Origin of the sequence: Tenacibaculum dicentrarchi, assembly GCF_964036635.1 — a bacterium.
Taxonomy (GTDB): Bacteria; Bacteroidota; Bacteroidia; order Flavobacteriales; family Flavobacteriaceae; genus Polaribacter; species Polaribacter dicentrarchi.
In genome coordinates this window covers 1,312,404-1,335,982 of record NZ_OZ038524.1, presented here as the reverse complement: position 1 = coordinate 1,335,982, position 23,579 = coordinate 1,312,404, and the positions used below count along the sequence as shown (strand labels likewise).

16 protein-coding genes are annotated in these 23,579 nt (G+C 29.7%); 11 read left to right on the top strand and 5 right to left on the bottom strand.

Going from position 1 to position 23,579, the window contains the following annotated elements; all coding sequences use genetic code 11:
* Positions 1–89: 89 nt before the first annotated feature.
* From ABNT14_RS05870 to purB, 3 genes are all read right to left on the bottom strand, one after another.
* Positions 90–371, bottom strand: a complete 282-nt coding sequence (locus ABNT14_RS05870; protein WP_159459563.1) for a hypothetical protein — start codon at positions 369–371, stop codon at positions 90–92.
* Positions 372–510: 139 nt separating this feature from the next.
* Positions 511–933 (bottom strand): hypothetical protein, encoded by a 423-nt coding sequence (locus ABNT14_RS05865; protein ID WP_101903775.1) that lies wholly within the window; start codon positions 931–933, stop codon positions 511–513.
* On the bottom strand, positions 933–2,276 hold the full coding sequence (gene purB, locus ABNT14_RS05860) for an adenylosuccinate lyase (RefSeq protein WP_101903774.1): 1,344 nt from the start codon (positions 2,274–2,276) through the stop codon (positions 933–935). Before purB ends, ABNT14_RS05865 begins: the two co-directional genes overlap by 1 nt.
* A 181-nt stretch (positions 2,277–2,457) precedes the next feature.
* Here purB and ABNT14_RS05855 point away from each other — a divergent pair, with 181 nt between their 5' ends.
* From ABNT14_RS05855 to ABNT14_RS05815, 9 genes are all read left to right on the top strand, one after another.
* Positions 2,458–2,880 (top strand): group III truncated hemoglobin, encoded by a 423-nt coding sequence (locus tag ABNT14_RS05855; RefSeq protein ID WP_101903773.1) that lies wholly within the window; start codon positions 2,458–2,460, stop codon positions 2,878–2,880.
* Between the two features lie 94 nt (positions 2,881–2,974).
* A complete protein-coding gene (locus tag ABNT14_RS05850) occupies positions 2,975–5,071 on the top strand; it encodes a vWA domain-containing protein (protein WP_348719401.1) in 2,097 nt (698 codons plus the stop codon).
* A gap of 74 nt (positions 5,072–5,145) precedes the next feature.
* Positions 5,146–5,535: an acyl-CoA thioesterase gene (locus tag ABNT14_RS05845; protein WP_058885076.1), complete on the top strand. Its 390-nt coding sequence runs from the start codon at positions 5,146–5,148 to the stop codon at positions 5,533–5,535.
* 45 nt (positions 5,536–5,580) lie between these two features.
* Complete coding sequence (locus ABNT14_RS05840) at positions 5,581–5,919, top strand: hypothetical protein (RefSeq protein WP_145993490.1); 339 nt, start codon at positions 5,581–5,583, stop codon at positions 5,917–5,919.
* A gap of 321 nt (positions 5,920–6,240) precedes the next feature.
* Positions 6,241–10,593, top strand: coding sequence for a CusA/CzcA family heavy metal efflux RND transporter (locus ABNT14_RS05835; protein WP_101903771.1), 4,353 nt, complete (start codon positions 6,241–6,243; stop codon positions 10,591–10,593).
* A gap of 59 nt (positions 10,594–10,652) precedes the next feature.
* Positions 10,653–11,855: an efflux RND transporter periplasmic adaptor subunit gene (locus ABNT14_RS05830; protein ID WP_101903770.1), complete on the top strand. Its 1,203-nt coding sequence runs from the start codon at positions 10,653–10,655 to the stop codon at positions 11,853–11,855.
* A gap of 10 nt (positions 11,856–11,865) precedes the next feature.
* Positions 11,866–12,549: a HupE/UreJ family protein gene (locus ABNT14_RS05825; RefSeq protein WP_101903769.1), complete on the top strand. Its 684-nt coding sequence runs from the start codon at positions 11,866–11,868 to the stop codon at positions 12,547–12,549.
* 10 nt (positions 12,550–12,559) lie between these two features.
* Complete coding sequence (locus tag ABNT14_RS05820; RefSeq protein ID WP_232115115.1) at positions 12,560–13,204, top strand: hypothetical protein; 645 nt, start codon at positions 12,560–12,562, stop codon at positions 13,202–13,204.
* 80 nt (positions 13,205–13,284) lie between these two features.
* Positions 13,285–14,121 (top strand): prohibitin family protein, encoded by an 837-nt coding sequence (locus ABNT14_RS05815; RefSeq protein ID WP_101903768.1) that lies wholly within the window; start codon positions 13,285–13,287, stop codon positions 14,119–14,121.
* 403 nt (positions 14,122–14,524) lie between these two features.
* Here ABNT14_RS05815 and ABNT14_RS05810 read toward each other — a convergent pair whose 3' ends face one another.
* Entirely contained in the window at positions 14,525–16,360 is a 1,836-nt protein-coding gene (locus tag ABNT14_RS05810) for a DEAD/DEAH box helicase (protein ID WP_101903767.1), read from the bottom strand.
* Between the two features lie 172 nt (positions 16,361–16,532).
* On the bottom strand, positions 16,533–17,885 hold the full coding sequence (locus tag ABNT14_RS05805; protein ID WP_101903766.1) for a hypothetical protein: 1,353 nt from the start codon (positions 17,883–17,885) through the stop codon (positions 16,533–16,535).
* 182 nt (positions 17,886–18,067) lie between these two features.
* Between ABNT14_RS05805 and ABNT14_RS05800 the strand changes: the two genes are divergently transcribed.
* Both ABNT14_RS05800 and ABNT14_RS05795 read left to right on the top strand, forming a co-directional pair.
* Positions 18,068–19,687: an ABC-F family ATP-binding cassette domain-containing protein gene (locus ABNT14_RS05800; protein WP_101903765.1), complete on the top strand. Its 1,620-nt coding sequence runs from the start codon at positions 18,068–18,070 to the stop codon at positions 19,685–19,687.
* A gap of 587 nt (positions 19,688–20,274) precedes the next feature.
* Positions 20,275–23,466 (top strand): type ISP restriction/modification enzyme, encoded by a 3,192-nt coding sequence (locus ABNT14_RS05795; protein WP_101903764.1) that lies wholly within the window; start codon positions 20,275–20,277, stop codon positions 23,464–23,466.
* Positions 23,467–23,579: the final 113 nt, after the last annotated feature.

Here is a 23,579-nt window from a genome sequence, read left to right as displayed (position 1 = left end):
ATTATGAAGCATTATTTTACTTCTTTCATTTTATTAAATAAAAAAGTGAAATTAAGTTCAAAAAAACACGATTACATAAAAAGGCTATGTTAAACCGTAAAATAGGGTGGACCTCGGGTAAGTTTTTTATCGGTATAAACAACCGAAATTACTTGTGGTTGCTCGTTGTAGTTATTTTTGTAAAAGTGTTGTGGAATTACAGCGTAATTTGAAGCAGCTGTGTATGAAAATACTTGAAAATGAAAATCGTCTAATGAACAATCTAATTCTTGTTCATGAAAATGATGCTCATCGATACTGGTACAAATAGTATGTTTGTGATTTTCAAAAGTATGCACGAGTTGTATTACTGACGGAAGTAGTAATAGCAACAAATTTAAAAAAGCGATATATTTTTTGAAACGATACATTGAATTTGCAAATGTATAAAAAAATAAAGACCTGAGAGTTATTTATAATTCTCAGGTCTTTTAAATATTATAAAAGGCAGTTAAGCGCCAATTTTAATTTCTAGTTTACTTTATAAACCGTTCCGTTTTGTTTGAAATTTGAATATCCAATTTTAGCGGTAAAACTATAAGAGCTATCAGTTACTTTGGTTATTTGCACAAATATCGGGTCTTTATCTAAATCATTTTTAGGGTTTTTCATACGTAATGAATAGGCAAAATTATTTTTCCATTTGATAAAAAGTGTATCAATATGTTTTTCTTGCTTTTCACTAACCGAACCATCAGCCAAAGAAATACTTGTTGTTTTGGTATATTCTTCAATTTGTAAACTGTCAGTTCTTACAATCGTTGTTTTTCCGTAGTTATTGCTCCCTGGTATTTGAAAATTTCCGTGTTTAAAACGTTCGGGATCGCCTTGTTTATCCGTAGAATTACAAGAAACCACTAAAAAAGCTACTAAAAAATAAAAAAAATATCTCATTAAATTCCTGTGTAATTAGCTGGTGTAATTGCTTTTAATTCTTCTTTAATTTCTGATGAAACCTCTAAAGTATCAATAAAATTAGCAATTGATTTTTGATTGATTTTTTCGTTGGTACGCGTTAATCCTTTTAAAGCTTCGTAAGGATTAGGATATGCTTCACGACGTAAAATTGTTTGAATTGCTTCGGCAACAACTGCCCAGTTATTTTCTAAATCTTCAGCAAATTTAGATTCGTTTAATAATAACTTATTCAATCCTTTTAAAGTAGATGAAAAAGCAATTAACGTATGCCCGAAAGGAACACCTACATTACGTAAAACAGTACTATCGGTTAAATCACGTTGTAATCTTGAAACAGGTAATTTTGCTGATAAATGCTCAAAGATAGCGTTGGCTAACCCTAAGTTTCCTTCAGAGTTTTCAAAATCAATAGGATTTACTTTGTGTGGCATTGCTGATGAACCAACTTCTCCAGCTTTAATTTTTTGTTTAAAATAATCGTTTGAAACATACGTCCAAACATCTCTGTCTAAATCAATTAAAATAGTATTTACACGCTTTAAACCGTCATATAAAGCCGCCATGTGGTCGTAATGCTCTATTTGAGTCGTTGGAAAAGAGTGGTGTAATCCTAAAATATCTTCAACAAAATGCGTTCCGAAGTTTTTCCAGTCGATATCTTTATAGGCTACTTTATGTGCGTTAAAATTCCCTGTTGCTCCACCAAATTTAGCGGCGTGAGGCGTGTGCTGAATGTGAATTGCTTGATTGTTAATACGCTCTACAAAAACAAAAAATTCTTTTCCTAAACGAGTAGGAGAAGCAGGCTGTCCGTGCGTTCGTGCTAACATTGGAATATCGTCCCATTCTTCAGATAAATCGGCTAATTTAGATACTAATTCATCTAAAGCAGGATAATAAACTTCATCCATCGCGTCTTTAATAGATAATGGAATTGCCGTATTATTAATGTCTTGAGAAGTTAATCCGAAGTGAATAAACTCTTTATATTTTTGTAATTCTAATTTGTCAAATTCTTCTTTGATAAAATATTCAACCGCTTTTACATCATGATTTGTAATCGCTTCAATATCTTTAATTTTCTGAGCATTTTCAGTAGAAAATTCTTCGTAAATTTTACGTAAATTAGGATATAATTCTTTATTGAAGTCGGCTAATTGTGGCAAAGGAATTTCACATAAAGCGATAAAATACTCTATTTCAACTTTTACTCTGTATTTAATTAGGGCTTCTTCAGAAAAATAGTTTGCTAAATTGGCTATTTTATTACGGTATCTACCATCAATAGGAGAGATGGCGTTTAATTGTGTTAAGCTCATGATTTATGCTTTTTTATGTAATTTTGTTGTGTTGTTTCGCAAAAATAGAAAATACTATTCTTTTTTAACGGATTATAATTGATTAATAATTAAGTTCTATTTTATTTTTTATTTATGACGGTTGTCATAGAATAATAGCATATAAAAAGATACTTTTGTATTTTATTAAAAGTCACTTAAAATGAATGAAATAGATACAAAAGAAATTGAAAATAGAGAAGATGTTTTTTTATTAGTAAGCACTTTTTACGATAAAATTAAAGCGGATGATTTTATTGGGCATATTTTTTTAAAAACAATTCCTACGGATGCTTGGGATGCTCATTTAGAAAAATTAACGGATTTTTGGGAATCGAATCTTTTTTTCGTTCGAAAATTTAAAGGAAATCCGATGAAAGCCCACAAAGATTTAAATACTCATTTTAATCACAGCATTTCACAAGAGCATTTTGGAAGATGGTTGCTTTTATGGTTTGAAACATTAGACGAAAATTTTCATGGAGCAAAAGCCAACGAAGCAAAAGAACGTGCTAGAAATATCGCTTCTATGTTGTTTTTTAAAATGTTTGAAGATAAACCAAAAGCAAAACTAACAGATTCTTAACAATAAGAAATAATAACAGAAAAAATTTAACAAAGCTATTTTTATTAAATAGCTTTTTTTACCTTCACAAATTCAACTTTTTTAAACTTTTTTTGTGGAAAAGATAACTATCATTTACCTTGTTTTGGCTGTTTTGTTAAGTGTTGTAATCGCTTATTTTCAATATTTTTACAAAACAACACAGAAATCTAAAAGAAATAAATTCCTTTTTGCTTTAAAAACATTGAGTTTATTTTTACTGTTTTTATTGTTGATAAACCCTAAAATAAAAAGCATTAAAACTCAAAATATAAAACCTGTTTTAAGTATTTTAGTAGATAATTCATCATCAATAAAATATTTTAATGCCGAAAAAACAGTAGCATCGGTTTTAAAAACCTTAAAAAATTCCGCCAAAATTACCGATAAGTTTGACGTTCAATATCTTTCTTTTGATAAAAAAACAACAGTTTTATCGGCTGATAGTTTAAATTTTTCAGGAACTCAAACAGCTATTTACCAAGCAATAAATGCAGTGAATAAATTGCAAAAAGAACGCTTAAATGCGACTGTTTTAATTACTGACGGAAACCAAACTAACGGAAATGAGTATCAATATATAACCTCAAAAAACAAAGTTTTCCCCGTTGTTATAGGCGATACTACCGCTTATCAAGATTTGCAAATTTCACAGGTAAACGTTAATAAATACAGTTATATAAAAAATAAGTTTCCTGTTGAAACCTTAGTCTATTATCAAGGAGAATTTAACGGGAAAGAACAAATAAACGCTACTTTTTCAATTACACATCAAGGTAAAAAAGTGTTTTCTAAAAAGGTTACCTTTTCGGCAGATAATCCTACAAAAACAATCACTACTAATTTAACTTCGGATAAAAAAGGAATCCAATATTATAAAACGTCAATAAGTGAAATTAAAAATGAAAAAAACACCAAAAATAATTACAAAAATTTTTCAGTAGAAGTTATCGACCAGCAAACAAAAGTATTAATTTTAAGTTCTTTCTTACATCCTGATATAGGAGCGATTAAAAAATCGATAGAAAGTAATAAACAACGAAAAGTAGATATCGCTTTTATAAATGATAAAAACATTAAATATAATGACTATCAGTTTTTTGTTTTTTATCAACCAAATAGTTCTTTTAAAAAGGTTTTTGAAAAAGTAACATCTAATTATTTAATCGTTTCAGGAACAAAAACGGATTGGAATTTTTTAAACACACAAAATTTAGGCGTTCAGAAAGAAGCCATTAAGCAACCTGAAAATTATACGGCACTTTATAACGCCAATTTTTTACCTTTCTTACAAAAAGACATCAATTTTAATGATTTTCCGCCACTAAAAGATGTTTTTGGAGAGATAAGAATAACAGGCGATGCCCAGATTTTATTACATCAAAAATATGCAGGTTTTAAAACCAAAGAACCCTTATTGGCGACTATCGAAAACTTTGAAAATAAAAATTATAAAACTGAAAAATCGACAAAAAACAATCAAAAACACGCTGTTTTATTTGGAAAAGGAATCTGGAAATGGCGTTCAGCTAGCTTTTTAGAATCACAAGGAATTGAAAATAACTTTGAAAATTTTGATGCTTTTTTAGGCAATTTAGTACAATATTTAGCCTCTAATAAAAAAAGAAAAAGACTATCTGTAAAAAGTAAATCATCATATCTACAAAATGAATCCGTAACAATTTCAGCTTTTTATGTTGACGAAAATTATAAATTTGATAACAGGGAGTCTCTAGAAATAACCATTACAAATACCCTAACAAAGCATCAAAAAACACTGCCTTTTTCATTGGTAAATAATTCGTATCAGGTTTCAATTTCTGACCTTTATTCTGGCTATTATTCATATAAAGTAGCTGTAAAAAACAACAGCAATCAAAAAATAAACAGCTACGGGAAATTTAAAATAACCGAATTTAACATAGAAGAGCAGTTTGTAAATGCCAATGATCAAAAACTACATCAATTAGCCTTAAAAACAGCAGGAAAATTAATATATCCTGATAAAATAGATAATTTTTTAACGCAATTATCCGAAGATAAAACCTATTATACTACTCAAAAATCAAGCATCAAAAAAGAACATTTAATTAATTGGAAATGGCTTTTATCGTTAATCATTGTTTTATTTTCAGTAGAATGGTTTATCAGAAAATTTGATGGTAAAATATAAAAAACGAATCGCTTTTAATTGTGTAATTTAGCATTGTTCCTGTACTTTGTATATATAATTTAAAACTTAAAAAGATGAAATTTAACACCAGAAAATGGATAAAACCAGAAGATTTAAACCCAAATGGAACGTTATTTGGCGGTCGATTATTACAATGGATTGATGAAGAATTAGGAATTTATGCTATTATTCAATTAGAAATACCCCGAACGGTTACTAAATTTATGTCTGAAATAGATTTTGTAAGCTCTGCTAAACAAGGCGATATTATTGAAATTGGCATCGAAGTTGTAAAATTTGGGAACACCTCAATTACCTTAAACTGCCAAGTACGCAACAAGCTTACCCACAAAACAATTATAGAAATAGACAAAATTGTAATGGTTAGTTTAGGTGAAGATGGAACACCAATACGCCACGGAAAAACCAAGGTTGAATACGTTAAAGACCGATTAAATAAATAATTTTTATATCTTTGTTACTGTAATTTATTTTTTTAAATCAATAAATTGAAAATTATTAGCATCCTCATATTAACCTTATTGCTCTTTGTGCCTCCGGTGCAGGGACATTCGGATGCTATTATTTTTTCTGATGCCCAAACCACACATTTTAATACGATGGACGATGCACATTTGCAAACCCATCATCAAAATGATACCGAAGAAGAAAGAAATACCGAACACCATCATCATTGTATTTTTTTAGGTATTTCAAGCGCTGTAATTGCGCCTGAATTCAATTTTCAGATTATTACATTCTTTCAAAAACACTCAAAAAATCATTTTTATAAAGTGTTAAATACCGCTAGTTATTTAAACCAGCTTTTTCAACCTCCAATAGTTTAATTCTTTTTTTACTTTTTAATAATCGTATCATTTTCAACTGTTTAATAGTCGAGGTGATGTTGTTATTTCGTGTAAGTTTTTATCGATTTTCATCCTTTTTATTAACTTTATTTGAAGCAATTTCCCGCTTTTCGCACTCGCTCTTTTTTGAAAAAAATCAAAAAAGGAGCTCAAACAATGCTACAATCGGGGCTAGGCATACAGCTCTTTTACTATTGTTTAGAGCTTTTATTTAAAGAAAGTTACATCAATAATAAGATTCAATTATCGTAAAAATTACACTTCAAAACTTTTAAAAATCAAGAATTAAACACATAAAAGATGTTAGATAACATTATAAAATTTTCAATTAAAAATAAATTGATTATTGGCGCTTTTGTATTGATATTAATTGGTTGGGGAATTTATTCACTAAAACAATTACCTATTGATGCAGTGCCAGATATTACCAATAATCAGGTGCAAATTATTACTTCAGCACCTTCACAATCGGCACAAGATATAGAAAGATTAGTAACATTTCCCATAGAAATGACTATGTCTAGTATTCCTAATATTGAAGAAGTTCGTTCTTTTTCTCGTTTCGGATTAAGCGTAGTAACCATTGTTTTCAAAGATAATGTAGATATTTATTGGGCAAGACAACAAATTAGCGAACGCTTAAACGAAGCAAAAAATAATATTCCAAACGGAGTTGGTTCGCCCGAAATGGCACCTGTAACTACTGGTTTAGGAGAAATTTATCAATATACGCTATTTACAAAAGAGGGGTTTAAAGAAAAGTTTTCTATTATGGAATTGCGTTCTCTTCAAGATTGGGTTGTTCGCCGTCAATTATTAGGAATAAAAGGAATTGCAGATGTTAGTAGTTTTGGAGGTTTTTTAAAACAATACGAAGTTGCTTTACAACCTGAAAGATTGCAAACATTGGGTGTAAGTATCAACGAAGTTTTAGAGGCTTTATCTAAAAATAATCAAAATACAGGAGGTGCTTATATTGATAAAAATCCGAAGGCATATTTTATCCGAAGTCAAGGATTAATTCAATCATCTGAAGATATTCAGAATATTGTTATTAAAAATACTCAAAATGGTACACCTGTTTTAATTAAAGATATCGGAAAAGTACAATTAGGAAGTGCTATCAGATATGGAGCAATGACTAGAAACGGCGAAGGAGAAGTTGTTGGAGGAATTGTAATGATGCTAAAAGGCGCAAACTCATCAAAAGTGATAAAACGTGTTAAAGAACGAGTTGCTCAAATTCAAAAAAGTTTACCCGAAGGAGTTATTATCCAACCTTTTTTAGATAGAACAAAATTAGTCGATAAAGCAATTAGCACGGTATCAACTAATTTAATCGAAGGAGCTTTAATTGTGATTCTTATTTTAGTGTTATTATTAGGAAACTTACGTGCGGGATTAATTGTTGCATCGGTAATTCCGTTGGCAATGTTATTTGCTATTATATTGATGAACTTATTTGGAGTTTCAGGAAATTTAATGAGTTTAGGAGCAATTGATTTTGGAATTATAGTCGATGGTTCGGTGATTATTGTGGAAGCAACATTGCATTATTTAGTGATGAAGAAATCAGGAAAAAAATTAACACAATCCGAAATGGATGAAGAAGTATATCAGTCAGCTTCAAAAATTAGAACCAGTGCTGCCTTTGGAGAAATTATTATTTTAATTGTATATCTTCCTATTTTGGCGTTGGTTGGTATTGAAGGGAAAATGTTTAAACCGATGGCAATAACCGTAAGTTTTGCCATTTTAGGAGCATTTATTTTATCATTAACATACGTTCCGATGATTAGTGCTTTATTTTTAAAGAAAACAATTTCTGATAAAAAAAATATTTCTGATAAAATAATAGGAGCATTACAAAATGTTTATACACCTATTTTAGAGTTTGTTTTAAGCTATAAAAAATCGGTTCTTATTGTTGCTATTATTACTTTTTTATGGAGCCTTTTTACCTTTAAAAATATGGGTTCAGAATTTATTCCATCTTTAGATGAAGGAGATTTAGCCGTTCAAGCAACCGTTTCTACAGGAAGTTCATTATCATATACGATTGATGTTACGAATAAATCTTCAAAATTATTATTAGCAGAATTTCCTGATGAAATTGAACAAATTGTAAGTAGAATAGGTTCATCAGAAATACCTACAGACCCAATGCCTGTTGAAGTGGCTGATATTATTATCATCTTAAAAGATAAAAATGATTGGAAAAAAGCACGTACTAAAAATGAGTTGACCGAAAAAATGAATCATTTATTAGATGAAAATATGTTAGGTGTCAATTTCGGATTTCAACAGCCAATACAAATGCGTTTTAATGAATTGATGACAGGAGCAAGGCAAGATGTTGTTCTAAAAATTTACGGAGAAGATTTAGATAAATTAGTAAAATATGGAAATGAATTAGGAAAAATTATTCCTGAAGTAGCTGGTGCTGAAGATTTGTATATCGAAAAAATGACAGGTTTAAAACAAATTGTTATTGATTATAAACGAAATCAATTAGCATTATACGGTTTAAATATTTCTGATGTAAATACGGCTGTAAATACGGCCTTTGCTGGGCAAAGTGCAGGTTCTGTATATGAAGGTGAGCAACGTTATGATTTGGTTGTTAGAATGTCAAAAGAAAATAGAGCAAATATTAATGATATTCGTAAATTATATATAATGACAGCTAATGGAGTACAAATTCCGTTAGAAAATGTTGCTGATGTAAGCTTTAAAACAGGACCAAACCAAATACAAAGAGATGATGCTAAACGAAGAATAACAGTAGGTTTTAACGTTCGAGGTCGTGATGTAGCAAGTATTGTTACTGAATTACAACAAAAAGTTAGCAAAAAAATACAATTTGATACTGGGTATTATATCACCTATGGCGGAACTTTTAAGAATTTAGAAGAAGCACGTACAAGATTAGGAATTGCAGTTCCTGTTGCTTTATTATTGATTTTTTTACTTTTATATTTTACTTTTAAATCGATTAAACAAAGTTTTTTAATTTATACAGCAATTCCAATGTCGGCAATTGGTGGAATTTTTGCATTATGGCTTAGAGATATGCCTTTTTCAATATCGGCAGGAATAGGATTTATAGCCTTGTTTGGTGTCGCTGTTTTAAACGGAATTGTATTAATTGCAGAATTTAATCGTTTGAAAAAAAATGGAATAACTGATGTAAAAGAAATCATAAAAAAAGGAACTTCTGTTCGATTACGTCCCGTAATTATGACGGCAATGGTAGCTTCATTAGGGTTTTTACCGATGGCTATTTCAGCATCGGCAGGAGCAGAGGTACAAAAACCATTGGCAACCGTGGTTATTGGTGGTTTAATATCGGCAACGTTATTAACCTTATTAATTTTACCAGTTTTATATCTGTTTTCTGAAAGTAAAAATGCTAAATCAATAAAAATAAATTCAAAAATACTGAGTTTGTTATTTATAATATCAGGAAGTTTATTTGTTCAATCACAAGAAATAACAAATAAAAATCCTCAGAAATTAAGTGAGCAAGACGCAATTAATATCGCTTTAAAAAAATCAATAACTAATTATAAATCTGATTTAAATATCGCTAAGAAAAAAGCAGGAATTAGAAGTGCAATTACTTTAAATCCTCTTTCTTTAAAATATCAAGATATTGGAGTTAGTGCTGGTTTATCGGAAAAAGAATGGTCTGCAAATCAAAATTTTGGTGCTGTTTTAACACATCTTCAAAAAAGAAAATTAGCGATTGCAAAACATGAATTAGCAATTTCAGAAAATGAAATTTCTATAAAAGAAATTATCAGAAATACTAGAAGTTTATATCAGCAATGGAATTATTTATATGGGCTTATTTCATTACTTAAAGAGCAAGAAAAAAATAGTAATCTGATTAAAAAAATTTCTAATAAATTATACAATTCAGGAGAAATAGGAGGTTTAGAAAACGATTTAACAATCTTACAATCTTTAGATATTCAATCTAAAAAAAGTACTATTTATAAGGGTTTTACATCCGTAGAAAATAAATTAAAAGAATTATTACAGATAAAAACAGCTATAATTCCTCAAATAAAATTTCCTATTAAAAAAACGCTAAAAAACGCTGTTTTACTTAAAAATAATATCAAAAAAGATAACCTTTCAAAGGCATTCTTAGAAATTTTATCTAAAAGAGAAAAAGTAGCTAAAAAGAATATTTTAGTAGCAAAATCAATTTATTTCCCTGAAATAACAGCTGGGATTGTTAATAGAAAAACAGAAAATGCAACCGATTATACAGGTTTTAATATCGGGTTGAATGTTCCTATTTCATTTTGGTCTAACAATGCTAAAATTAAACAACAAAAAATAATATCCAAAGAAATAACTTTTGAAAATGAAGCGAATAAAATAGCTATTCATAATAATTTTAAAAGTTTACAAGAACAAATAAAATATTTAAAAACGGAATTATCTTCTATTGACAGAATGAAAATAAAGGCTGAAAAATTTATTAAAAAACTAAAATTAGCATATACATCTGGCGAAATAGATGCGTATCAGTACAATCAAAGTTTTAACATTTATTTTCAGGTGATGCAAAATTATTTGTTGTTGATTCATAATTATAATCAAACAGTAATTAACTACGAATTTTACACAAAAAAATAATAAAGATTAAAAGGCTCGGCTCTTATTTAGTCGATTTAGCCAAATAAAAATATAAAAAGATGAAAAAATATATCAATAAAATAAGTTTATTAATAACAATAGTATCGATTATCAGTTGTAATTCGAAAAAAGAAAATCATAAAGGACACAACCATACATCCGAAGAAAAAGAAATAAAACATAAAGAATCAGAAGAAAAACATGCCGAAAATGAATTGCATTTAACAAGTGAACAAGTAGCGTCTGCAAATATAAAAGTAGCCGAAATTACGCAACGAAAAATACGAAACAGCATTGCCGTAACAGGAACAATAGAAGTGCCTCCGCAAAGTAAAGCAACTATTTATGCTCCTTTAGAATCGTTTGTGTATAAAACCGATTTATTACCTGGAGATAAGGTGAAAAAAGGGCAGACCCTTGCCGTTTTAGAGCATCCAAATTTTATAAGATTGCAATATTCGTATTTAGAGGCAGTGAATAATAATAAGGTTACAAAGGCGGATTATGAGCGTAAAAAAATGCTGTTAGCAAACGAAATTACCTCTAAAAAATCATTTCAAATAGCAGAAGGAATGTATAATTCTTCAAAAAGTTTGGTAGCTAGTTATGCAGCACAATTAAAGATGGCAAATTTATCGGCAAGTAGCATTTTAACAAATGGAATTCAACAATATGTGTATATAAAAGCGCCAATTTCGGGCTATGTGGTAGAAAATAACTTGAATAAAGGTATGTTTTTAGCTGCAAATTCTGAAATGATGGAAATTATTGACACCGATCATATGCACGCCGAATTAAATGTTTTTGGAACGGATATTACCAAAATTAAAAAAGGGGATGAATTTGTTTTTAAACCTTCAGGAATTGACTCAGAATATCAGGGAGTTATAAAATTAATCAGTCAAAAAATAAACGATAAAACAAAAACGGTAAATGTTCACGGACATTTTGAGGATGAAAAAAATGTGTTAAAATCAGGGATGTTTATCAATGCGGAAATATTATTAAATGGCGAAAAAACATTTGCAATTCCTCAGGCTGCAATTATAGAAAAAGAAGGCGAAAGCTTTATATTTGCTGCCGAAAATAGTGTAGAATTTATTCCTTTAAAAGTAACTTTAGGGAATAGTGATACAGGTTTTGTAGCTATAAAAACAATTGAAGGAAATAATTTTGATGTTAAAATAGTTACGCAAGGTGCTCATTTTTTAAAAGGCAAATTATTACAACAAGCAGGTGGCATGGAAGGCCATGTGCATTAATTAGATGACGATGGATTTAAAAAAAAACCGATTATTACTGTTAATTTTACTACTCATCCCTTTGGCGGGTTTTGCCCATGGAGTAGATGAAACGACTCAATTATTTTTAGTAAATAATAAAGGAGTTTCTTTTGGTCCGTTCCTTTATATGGGTGCAAAACACATGCTTACGGGCTATGATCATTTACTTTTTTTGGTAGGAGTATTGTTCTTTTTGTATAAAACAAAAGACGTTATAAAGTATGTTACTTATTTTACAATTGGACATAGTTTTACTTTATTATTAGGCGTATTAACTGATGTGAGTATTAATGCTTTTTTGATAGATGCCATTATAGCATTTTCAATAATATATAAAGGATTCGATAATTTAGGCGGTTTTAAAACGCTTTTTAATAAACAGCCTGACACTAAAAAAGCCGTGTTAATTTTCGGGTTATTTCACGGGTTGGGTTTGGCTACTAAATTACAGGAATTTCAATTAGATAAAGACGGGCTTCTTGTTAATTTATTAGGGTTTAATTTAGGCGTAGAAATAGGACAGTTTTTAGCTTTAGGCGCAATTTTATTGTGTATTTCTTACTGGCGACATTATGAAAGTTTTTTAAAATTCTCAAAAATTACCAATGTGCTTTTAATGGCAGCAGGATTTTTATTATTAGGGTATCAATTAACAGGGTATTTCATTTCTTAACATATAAATAATGACAACAAATAAACAAACTTCAATAACTTTAATGAGTAAAAAACAACTAATAAAATCAGTATTTATAGCCTTTTTTATAGGATTATTGGTTTTTTTTATAGCCGTATTACCTGCTGAATATGGCGTAGATCCTTTAGGGACAGGCAAATTAATGGGCTTTGCTAAGCTTTATCAAGAAAATAAAAAAGAGCTAGTAAGCGATGCTTCATCTAAATTAAATTTCAAGAAAATAACGCTTAAAAGTATTGGTTCTAATCCAAATATTGTAAAACCTTTAGAGGCTAATAACCCGCCTTCTGAACAGCGATTAATTGAAAGACAAGATAGTATTCGTGTTATCGTCCCTGCTAAAAAAGGGATAGAATATAAAGTTAATACTCTTAAATACAGTAGTTTTAATTATGAATGGTCATCAGAAAAAAAAGACATTCTTTATACTGATTTTCATGGGGAAGTAAAACAAAATAATCCGCCTGAAGAGGTATTTTATGAAAGTTATACCGTCGCATATTCTAATAATATGGCAGGAACTTTTACCGCTCCTTTTAAAGGAAAGCACGGTTGGTATTTTAAAAATTTAACAGATAAGGATATTACTGTTGTTTTAAAATTAAAAGGAAAATACAAAATATTTATGAAATAAGCAATTTTAAGGTTTCGCTTTACTACGATTTAAAACAAGATTAATTGTACATTTGAAATTAAATAAATTAAACTATAAAAATGAATAATAACAGAAAATTAGATTTTCAATTACCAAAAGGGGGATTTCTTTTAGCAATAGTTGCTGTACTTGGAATTATTGCTTTTTCAAAATCGACAGTAACCATAAAATCAGGGCAGGCAGGTGTTTTATATAAAACATTTGGCGGCGGTGTAGTAACTGATCAGCCAGCAATGGGCGAGGGATTCCAAATTGTAGCTCCTTGGAATAAAGTTTTTATTTATGAGGTACGTCAACAAGAGATTTTTGAAAAAATGCAGGTTTTATCATCTAATGGTCTGGAAATTAGACTAGAAGCTTCGGCATGGTTTCAACCACAAACTGATAAAATTGGTTCTTTACATCAGGAAAAAGGAGAAAATTATATTTCGAGAGTTATTCAGCCAGCTATTCGTTCTGCAGCTCGTAGTGTTGTAGGACGTTATACCCCTGAACAATTATATTCTAGTAAAAGAGATGTTATTCAAACAGAAATTTTTGCAGAAACAAAAAAGATTTTAGACAAACAGTTTATTCAATTAAATGAAATTTTAGTTCGAGATGTAACTTTGCCTACAACTATTAAAACAGCAATTGAACGTAAATTAAAACAAGAGCAAGAATCTTTAGAATATGAGTTCCGATTGGTTACGGCTCAAAAAGAAGCAGAAAAACAAATTATTGAAGCAAAAGGTAAAGCGGATGCGAATAAAATTTTAAGCGCTTCTTTAACCGATAAAATTTTACAAGATAAAGGAATTGAAGCTACCTTAAAATTAGCAAATTCGCCAAATAGTAAAGTGGTTTTAATTGGTTCGGGTAAAAGTGGAATGCCTATTATATTAGGAAATCAATAATAATTTAAATTGAAAAACCTGAACTAATTGTTCAGGTTTTTTTATGTCTTAATATGGTTCTAGCATCATCATATTGTCTTTGGTAGGCTAGCTCGTTTAAATCATAACTAAAAAAGAAAGTTTCGGTTCATTAAAAAAATATTTTTTAAGTATCAGTCAGTAAGAATACAACCTTTTACTAAATCAAAAAAATCTACATATCTATATTTTTTTATCGTCCGTAAACTGATTAAGGTTTAAAAAACTATATATATAAATAATTTTTAAGTCGTTTATTTTTTTATAAGTAGGTAGGAACAAAGGTTTAGTCTGTTTACTCCAAAATAATGGAAATTATAAAACAAAAAAAGACAGCTCAATTGAGCTGTCTTTTTTTTGTTTTATATGATGTAAAAGATTGTAATTAATCTCTGTTACGTCTTCTTCCAAAACCTGAAGATGCACCGTCACCGCTACTTCTTCTTGGAGAAGAAGAACTGCTATCGTTACGTCTTCTTGAATCTCTATCTCCTCTTGGAGCTCTATCTCTAGAACCTCTATCTCTTGGAGCTCTGTCGCTTCCACCACGAGGTCTTCTTCCGCCAAAACCACCACTACGGGGTTTTCTTCCGCCTCTTCCACCGCCACCACGGTTAGATTTGGTAATTTCAATATTAACAGAACGTCCGTTAAAATCGGCATCATTATTACTAAAAGCTTCTAATGTTTCTTTTTCAAAGTTTTTATCTATTTCAAAGAAAGAGAAAGTATCTAAAATATCAATCGCTCCGATTTCAATTTTATCAGCAATTTTTTGGTCATTAATTAATCCAATTAATGTTGCAGGGTTTAATTTATCTTTTCTACCTAAGTTGATAAAGAAACGAGTCATATTTTCGTCTGTTGCTCTAGCTCTTGAATTATCTCTAGAAGATAAATCATTTAAATCATCAGACTTATTATAATACGTTAAGAATTTATTGAATTCTAAAGAAACAAATTTTTGAACTAATTCTTCTCTACTTAAGTCTTCTAATTTTTCATAGATACTTGGTAAAAATTCTTCAATTTGTTCATTGTTAACCTCTGTAGCTTTTACCTTTTCAATTAAGTGCATTAATTGATTTTGGCAAATTTCTTTTCCAGTAGGAACTTTTTTAGCTTGAAATTTCTTTTTGATAATACGCTCAATAGAACGTAATCTACCTTTTTCTTTGTTGTTTACTAATACAACAGAGATACCTTTACTACCAGCTCTACCAGTTCTACCACTACGGTGATTGTAGTTTTCAATTTGGTCTGGTAATTTATGGTTAATAACGTGTGTTAAATCGTTTACATCAATTCCACGTGCAGCAACATCAGTAGCAACTAAAATTTGGATAGTTTTTTTACGGAATTTCCCCATAACACTATCTCTTTGTTGCTGAGATAAATCTCCGTGTAACGAATCTGCGCTATAACCATCTTTAATAAGATTGTTAGCAACTTCTTGAGTTTCACGTCTTGTTCTACAAAAAATAATTGCGTAAATATTAGTATTTACATCTGCAATTCTTTTTAAAGCTTGATAACGAGTTCTTTCGTTTACTACATAGTATTCGTGGGTTACGTTATCAGAACCTTGATTTTTTTCTCCTGATGTAATTTCAACAGGGTTACTCATATAATTTCTGGCAATTGCTTCAACTTCTCTAGGAAATGTTGCCGAAAATAATAATGTTTGTTTTGTTTCAGGAGTAGCATCTAATACTTTATCAAGTTCATCTTTGAACCCCATATTAAGCATTTCATCAGCTTCATCTAAAACTAACCATTGTACGTTTCCTAATCTTAATGCTCTTCTATTTATTAAATCAACGGTTCTTCCAGGAGTACCAACAACAATTTGCGCACCTCTTTTTAAACCTCTAATTTGTTCTTCAATATTAGAACCACCATATACTGTTACAACTTTTAAGTCTGGAATGTATTTAGCGAAATCTTTAATATTATTTCCTATTTGAACGGCAAGTTCACGAGTAGGCGATAAAATAATAGCTTGAGTATTTTTATCAGAAGTATCTATTTGTTCGATAATAGGTAAACTAAAAGCAGCTGTTTTACCTGTTCCTGTTTGAGCAAATGCTTTTAAATCATCGGTAGATGAAATAATTTGAGGAATTGCTTTTTCTTGAATTACAGTTGGTTTTTCGTAACCTAAATCTGTTAATGCTTTGTTTATAGGCTCTTTTAAGCCTAAATCTAAAAATGTTGACATATATACGTCTGTGTTCTTTAGATTCACAGACGCCAGTATCTGTAAACCTGATTCTTAATTTGGACAATAGATTAATAGCTAGTAATCTGGTAGTTAATAATCTAGACTTTATTTTGCTTGAAAAATAAAATCCCGCAAATTTACGCTTTTTTACATAAAATAACAACTATTATTAATTGTTTTGTAAATCTTGCACTTGTTTATTGATATTTTTAGCCGATAAACTAGTGTATCCGTTTTTGATAATACCTTGCTTATCAATTAATAGCATACGAGGGAATTTACTTGAAGAAAAATTACAAACAAGGCTCTTTTCAGGTAGGGTATATTGGTGTTTTATAGCTATTTTTTTGGTGTATCTTTTAAAATTATTACATAAATTAACTACAATAAAGGTAACATTAGGATTATTTTTTATTAAAAAATTAGTTCGAGATGAAATCCAGTCATCTGAAGCGTATTTATAGTCTTTAAATAAAATTACAGCGCTTTTTCCTTTTATCAACTTTGAAATACGTTTTGTTTCACCTGTTGAAGCTATTAAATTAAAATCGGGCAATTTATCGCCTGTATTTAATAATTTAAGGTCATTAACCAATCGTTGCATGTTTTTTTTCTGCTCAATATTGGTATTTAACTTAAAGAATTCAAAAAATGTTTTATTTTTATTTTCATCGTTTGGTTCTTTAAAAAAATGACGTATTACCGTATTATAAAGTAGTTTGTTTTTTATTTCTTCCGAAGAAATACTAGCATCAATATTATTTAATAAATTACGTGTAAAATTAACGGAATTACCTTTTTCAAGATATACATCGTTATATAATTTATCAATTGTTAAAGCATAATAGGGGCTAAAAAAAATTAGAGAATCTTTTTTTAAATTGATATCTGCCCGATAATCAAAATAAGAATCCACTAATTTTTCAGGAGTTTTTTTATTGAAGTTTTTAATAGCATATTGTTCTGAATACGTATAAACAGGGTAAAACAATGCTACTTTTAATATTTCTAAAAATTCTTTAGAAGCCTTTTCTTTATTTCTTTTTTTAAAAGTGATAAATTTTTGTTCTTTAATTTTTTTAATAGAATCAATTTTTATTAAAAAATCATGTTGTGAAAGCTGGTATAATTTTTCAAAATTTTTGTCGTCTTGTTCTGTTTCTAAAAAAGCTTCAATTAATATATTGTTTCTATTGGCATCTTTTCCGCTAAAGACTAACGATTCATCAAAACTCCAAGTATTTAAACGAAATAATAAACTGTCTTGAGGTTCTAGGTAAACATATTGATGTTCTGTTGCGTGTCCAAAAACATACAAACCTTTTTTTAAATGTTTATAATTTCCTAAAAAGCTGTTATCTTTTTTTAAATAAATAGTATCATTAAATGTATAATTATCCGATAAAGTGATATAGTTTGATTTCGGATTAATAATTTTACCGCCAAAATAAGTAATTTTTGGTGTTTTTGATGAATTACATCCAATGAATAAAATTAATAGGGGTATTAAGTATTTAGTCATGTGTTGGTTATTAACGGTATAAAAACATACTGTTCAAAAATAAACATATTGCTATCATTTTGTTGTTAATTCGTTGTTAAAAGAATTATCGCCGCCAAATGTAATGTGTTAAATAGTTCCTTGCAAATTCTTTTTAGGCAACTATATTTTATACTTTTGTAGCCGAATTTAAAAAACTTTCAATGTTATCAGTTTCTAATTTATCAGTTCAGTTTGGTAAGCGTGTTTTGTTTGATGAAGTAAACACTAAGTTTACTCAAGGAAATTGCTACGGTATTATCGGAGCAAATGGAGCGGGAAAATCTACTTTTTTAAAGATTTTATCAGGAGTACAAGAACCTACTTCGGGTCAGGTTCATTTAGAGTCTGGTAAAAGAATGTCAGTATTAACACAGGACCATTATGCTTTTGATGAGTTCACTACTTTAGATACTGTATTAAAAGGGAATAAAGAATTATATAAAATTAAATCGGAAATTGACGCTTTATATGCCGATTATACCGATGAAAATGCCGAGAAAATAGGCGAGTTACAAGTTCGTTTTGAAGAAATGGACGGATGGAATGCCGATTCTGCTGCGGCAACGTTATTATCTAATTTAGGGATTAAAGAAGAAGACCATTACACTTTATTAGCCGATTTAGACTCTAAGAAAAAGGTACGTATTTTATTAGCCCAAGCTTTATTTGGGAATCCTGACGTGTTAATTATGGATGAGCCTACCAACGATTTAGATTTTGAAACTATTTCTTGGTTAGAAAATTTTTTAGCGAATTTTGACAACACGGTAATCGTAGTATCGCATGACCGTCACTTTTTAGATGCCGTTTGTACACATATTTCTGATATCGATTTTGCTAAAATTAATCACTTTTCAGGAAACTATACTTTCTGGTATGAATCTAGTCAATTAGCAGCAAAGCAAAGAGCCCAACAGAATAAAAAAGCCGAAGATAAAAAGAAGGAATTAGAAGAATTTATCCGTCGTTTTTCTGCAAATATGGCAAAGTCGAAACAAGCGACTTCTCGTAAGAAGATGATAGACAAGTTAAATGTTGATGAAATTAAGCCATCTAGTCGTCGTTATCCTGCTATTATTTTTGATAGAGATAGAGAGGCGGGAGACCAAATTTTAAACATTGAAGGATTATCAAAAGATTTTGAAGGAAAACCTTTATTTGCTAATGTTGACATTAATTTAAACAAAGGCGATAAAGTAGCAATTATTTCAAAAAGCTCGAAGGCTGTTTCTACTTTTTACCAAATTATATCAGGAAATGAGCAAGCCGATTCAGGTAAATTTAGCTGGGGAGTAACAACTACACAATCGTATTTACCGTCTGATAACTCATCATTTTTTCAGAATGGCGAGTTAGATTTAGTAGATTGGTTACGTCAGTATGCACAAACCGAAGAGGAAAGAGAAGCTGTATTTATTAGAGGTTTCTTAGGGAAAATGATTTTTTCTGGCGAAGAGGCTTTAAAGAAAAGTAATGTATTATCGGGAGGTGAAAAAGTTCGTTGTATGTTATCGAGAATGATGATGACAAGAGCAAATATTTTAATGTTAGACGAGCCTACAAATCACTTAGATTTAGAATCTATTCAGGCATTAAACAACTCGTTAATTAATTTTAAAGGAACAATTTTGTTCTCTACCCATGACCACGAGTTTGCACAAACCGTAGCAAACAGAGTTATTGAAATTACGCCAAAAGGGGTAATCGATAAATATGCTACTTTCGATGAATATTTAGCCGACCCAAAGGTAAAAGAATTAAGAAAGAAGATGTATTCATAATATATTTTACAACATATTTATAAAAAGGAAGCGCAAATATTGTGCTTCCTTTTTTTTGTGCTTTTTTGAAGTATATTTTTTTTGAAGCTATTTCCCGCTTTCCGCACTCGCTTTTTTTATTTTTAAAGGGAAAAATAAAAAAGAGCTCAAACAATTGCTTCAATCGGGGCTAGGAAATCCGTAGTCTTAAAATTATTTTATTTTTAAGAACCTAAATAGAAATTATCAATTCTAGCCTGTCAGTTCGAGTGATTTTTTTTCCTTCAAAAAAATAGTATCGAGAACTTTTTAGTATCAAATTCATCAACAGAAAATAATTCAAATTCTCGATATCATTTTAATACAGACCTCACAGGTTTTTAAATTAAAACCTGTGAGGTCTATTTTTATAGCCATTTAATTTTTACAGCTTTATTTGATAATTATTTGCTAATAAAATGATACTTTTAGCCGTAAAAACAAAGAGTGCCTTCTATGAAAAAGATGAATACCAGAAAAAGCACTTTTCTAAATAAAATTTAATAAAGACTCTAAAGAAAATCAAAATAATTATTTGATTACATTTAAATTGCATACAAAAAAACACTATGACCATACAAGAATACATTACCAAAATAAATACGCTTTTTATAACTGGTAATGCCCGAGAACACTCTTACAGAGGAGATTTACAAAATCTTATTATGGCTATTTTGCCCGATGTGTTAGTAACCAACGAACCCGCAAGAGTTGCCTGCGGTGCGCCTGATTACGTATTAACACGTAAAAATATTCCTATCGGATATATTGAAGCGAAAGATATCGGTGTTGATTTAAAAAGTAAAACCCTAAAAGAACAATTCGACAGATACAAAGCTGGTTTAACAAACTTAGCGTTTACCGATTATCTAGAATTTCAGTTTTATAGAAATGGCGAATTAACCACAAAAATTGCCATCGCTAAAATTGAAAATGAGCAAATTGTTGGAATCCCTGAAAATTTTAAACAGTTTACGCAACTGATAAAAAACTTTGCGCAAATAGTATCGCAAACCATAAAATCGCCCACCGTATTGGCGCAAATGATGGCGGGTAAAGCCAAATTAATGGCGAATATCATTGAAAAATCTTTAAATAAAGACGACCAAAACGAACATCGTTCGAATATAAAATCGCAAATGTTGTCGTTTCAACAAATGCTAATTCATGATATTGATAACAAAGCTTTTGCCGATATTTATGCACAAACAATCGCTTACGGAATGTTTGCCGCCCGATATCACGACCCAACATTAGAAAGCTTTTCAAGACAAGAAGCCGCCGAATTAATCCCTAAAAGTAATCCGTTTTTACGTAAACTTTTTCAAGATATTGCGGGCTTCGATTTAGATGACCGTATTGCGTGGATTGTAGATGAATTAGTACAAATATTTTTAGCGTCCGATGTTGCCGACATCATGAAAAATTTCGGTAAAAGCACCAAACAAGAAGACCCTGTTGTACATTTTTACGAAACGTTTTTAGGAGAATACAATCCCGCTTTACGCAAAGCTCGTGGTGTTTGGTACACACCGCAACCCGTGGTTAATTTTATTGTTCGGGCGGTGGACGATGTGCTAAAATCAGAATTTAAACTCTCGAAAGGTTTAGCAGATACCAGCAAAACAACTATCAGAGTAAAAACAGATATTGCTAATAAAAACTTTAAAAGCGGTTATAAAGAAGTCGATAAACAAGTTCACAAAGTACAAATTTTAGACCCCGCAACTGGTACAGGAACTTTTTTATCCGAAGTTATAAAACACCTTCACAAAAAATTTAAAGGACAACAAGGAATTTGGAGCAACTACGTTTCTAAAGATTTAATTCCTCGTTTAAATGGTTTTGAATTGTTAATGGCAAGTTATGCAATGGCACATCTTAAAATGGATATGCTACTCACAGAAACTGGCTACAAACCCAAAGACAATCAGCGTTTTAATATATTTTTAACCAATAGTTTAGAAGAAGCTCACAAAGATAGCGGTACGTTATTTAGTAGCTGGTTAGCCGATGAAGCCGACCAAGCAAATGCCATTAAAAGAGATGCCCCTGTAATGTGTATTATTGGAAATCCGCCGTATGCCGTTAGTAGCACTAATAAAAGTGAGTGGATTTTAAATTTAATGAAAGATTATAAAAAAGATTTAAAAGAAAAAAGTTATAATTCTCTTTCTGATGATTATGTTAAATTTATAAGATACGGACAGCATTTTATCCAAAAAAATGGAAGCGGTGTTTTAGCTTATATTTCTAATAATAGTTTTATTGATGGAATAACGCATAGACAAATGCGAAAAAATTTATTAGAAACTTTTGATAAAATTTATATTTTAGATTTACACGGAAACGCAAAGAAAAAAGAAACTTCTCCTGATGGTTCGCCCGACCAAAATGTGTTTGATATTATGCAAGGCGTTTCTATTAATATTTTTGTAAAAACAGGCGATAAAAAACCAAAAGAATTAGGAAAAATTTTTCATGCCGATTTATTCGGGAAACGTGATTTTAAATATGATTTTATTTCTGAAAATAATTTAGCATCAATAAAATGGAAGATTTTAGAAAATAAAAAACCTTATTATTTCTTTGTTCCTAAAGATTTTCAATCCGAAGAAATTTATAATAAAGGAATTAAAATAAATGAATTATTTAATACATATGGTCCAGGTGTAGAAACAGGTCAAGATAAACTATTCGTATCTCACAATAAAAAAACATTGAAAAATACTTTTAATATTTTATCAGAAAAAAATGAAAATTATTATAAGGAATTATCAATAATTAATAAAAAGTCTTATTTAATAAAAGATAAATTATTTAATGATGATTTATCTGATGTTCCTATCAAGAAATACATTTATAAAATATTTGATTTTAGATATATCGCTTATGCTAATAAAAGTTTAAGACGAGCAGATTACAATGTTTTTAAACACATAAAAAACAATAATAATCTTTTTTTAAATTTAATGAGAACTATTGTTGCTACAAATAATTATAGTAGTATTATGATTACTAATAGTATTATTGACAAAAATCTTTATAGTTTTCAAACTTATGCTTTCCCTCTATATTTATATTCCGAAGAAAAAGCAAATCTTGAAATTTTTTCTGAAGATAAAAAAGGAGAAGCAATAACACGAGTTCCTAATTTAGATAAAAAAATAATCAATAAAATTGCTAAAAAATTAGGTTTAAAATTTACTACAGAAAAAGAAGAAACCGCAAAAACTTTTGCACCAATTGATGTTTTAGATTACATCTATACCGTTTTACACTCGCCAAATTATAGAGAAACGTACAAAGAATTTTTAAAGATAGATTTCCCTAGAGTTCCTTTCCCTAAAGATGAAAAAACATTTTGGGACTTGGTAAAATTAGGCGGAGAAATACGCCAAATTCATTTATTAGAAAGCCCCATTGTAGAAGATGCAATTACGCAATATTTAGGCGATGGCGATAATATAATTACTCGAAAATTAACAAAAACCGATATTGGTTATCAGGCTGTAACCGATACACACGGAAAAGTTTGGATAAACGACATCAATTATTTTGATAATGTTCCTTTAGTTGCTTGGGAGTTTTATATTGGTGGTTATCAACCAGCTCAAAAGTGGTTAAAAGACCGCAAAGGACGAGAATTAGATTACGAAGATATTTTTCATTATAATAAAATTATCGTAGCCTTAACACAAACCGACAAAATAATGAAAGAAATTGATTTGATTGATTTTATAGAAAAGGACGAGAAATAAAATATTTGATAAAATGATAAAATAACGTCATACTGAATTTATTTCAGCATCGCATAAAGTGAAGAACTACGTCAAATTAGGGTGTGAAACTGAAATAAAATCCTTTTGACGGA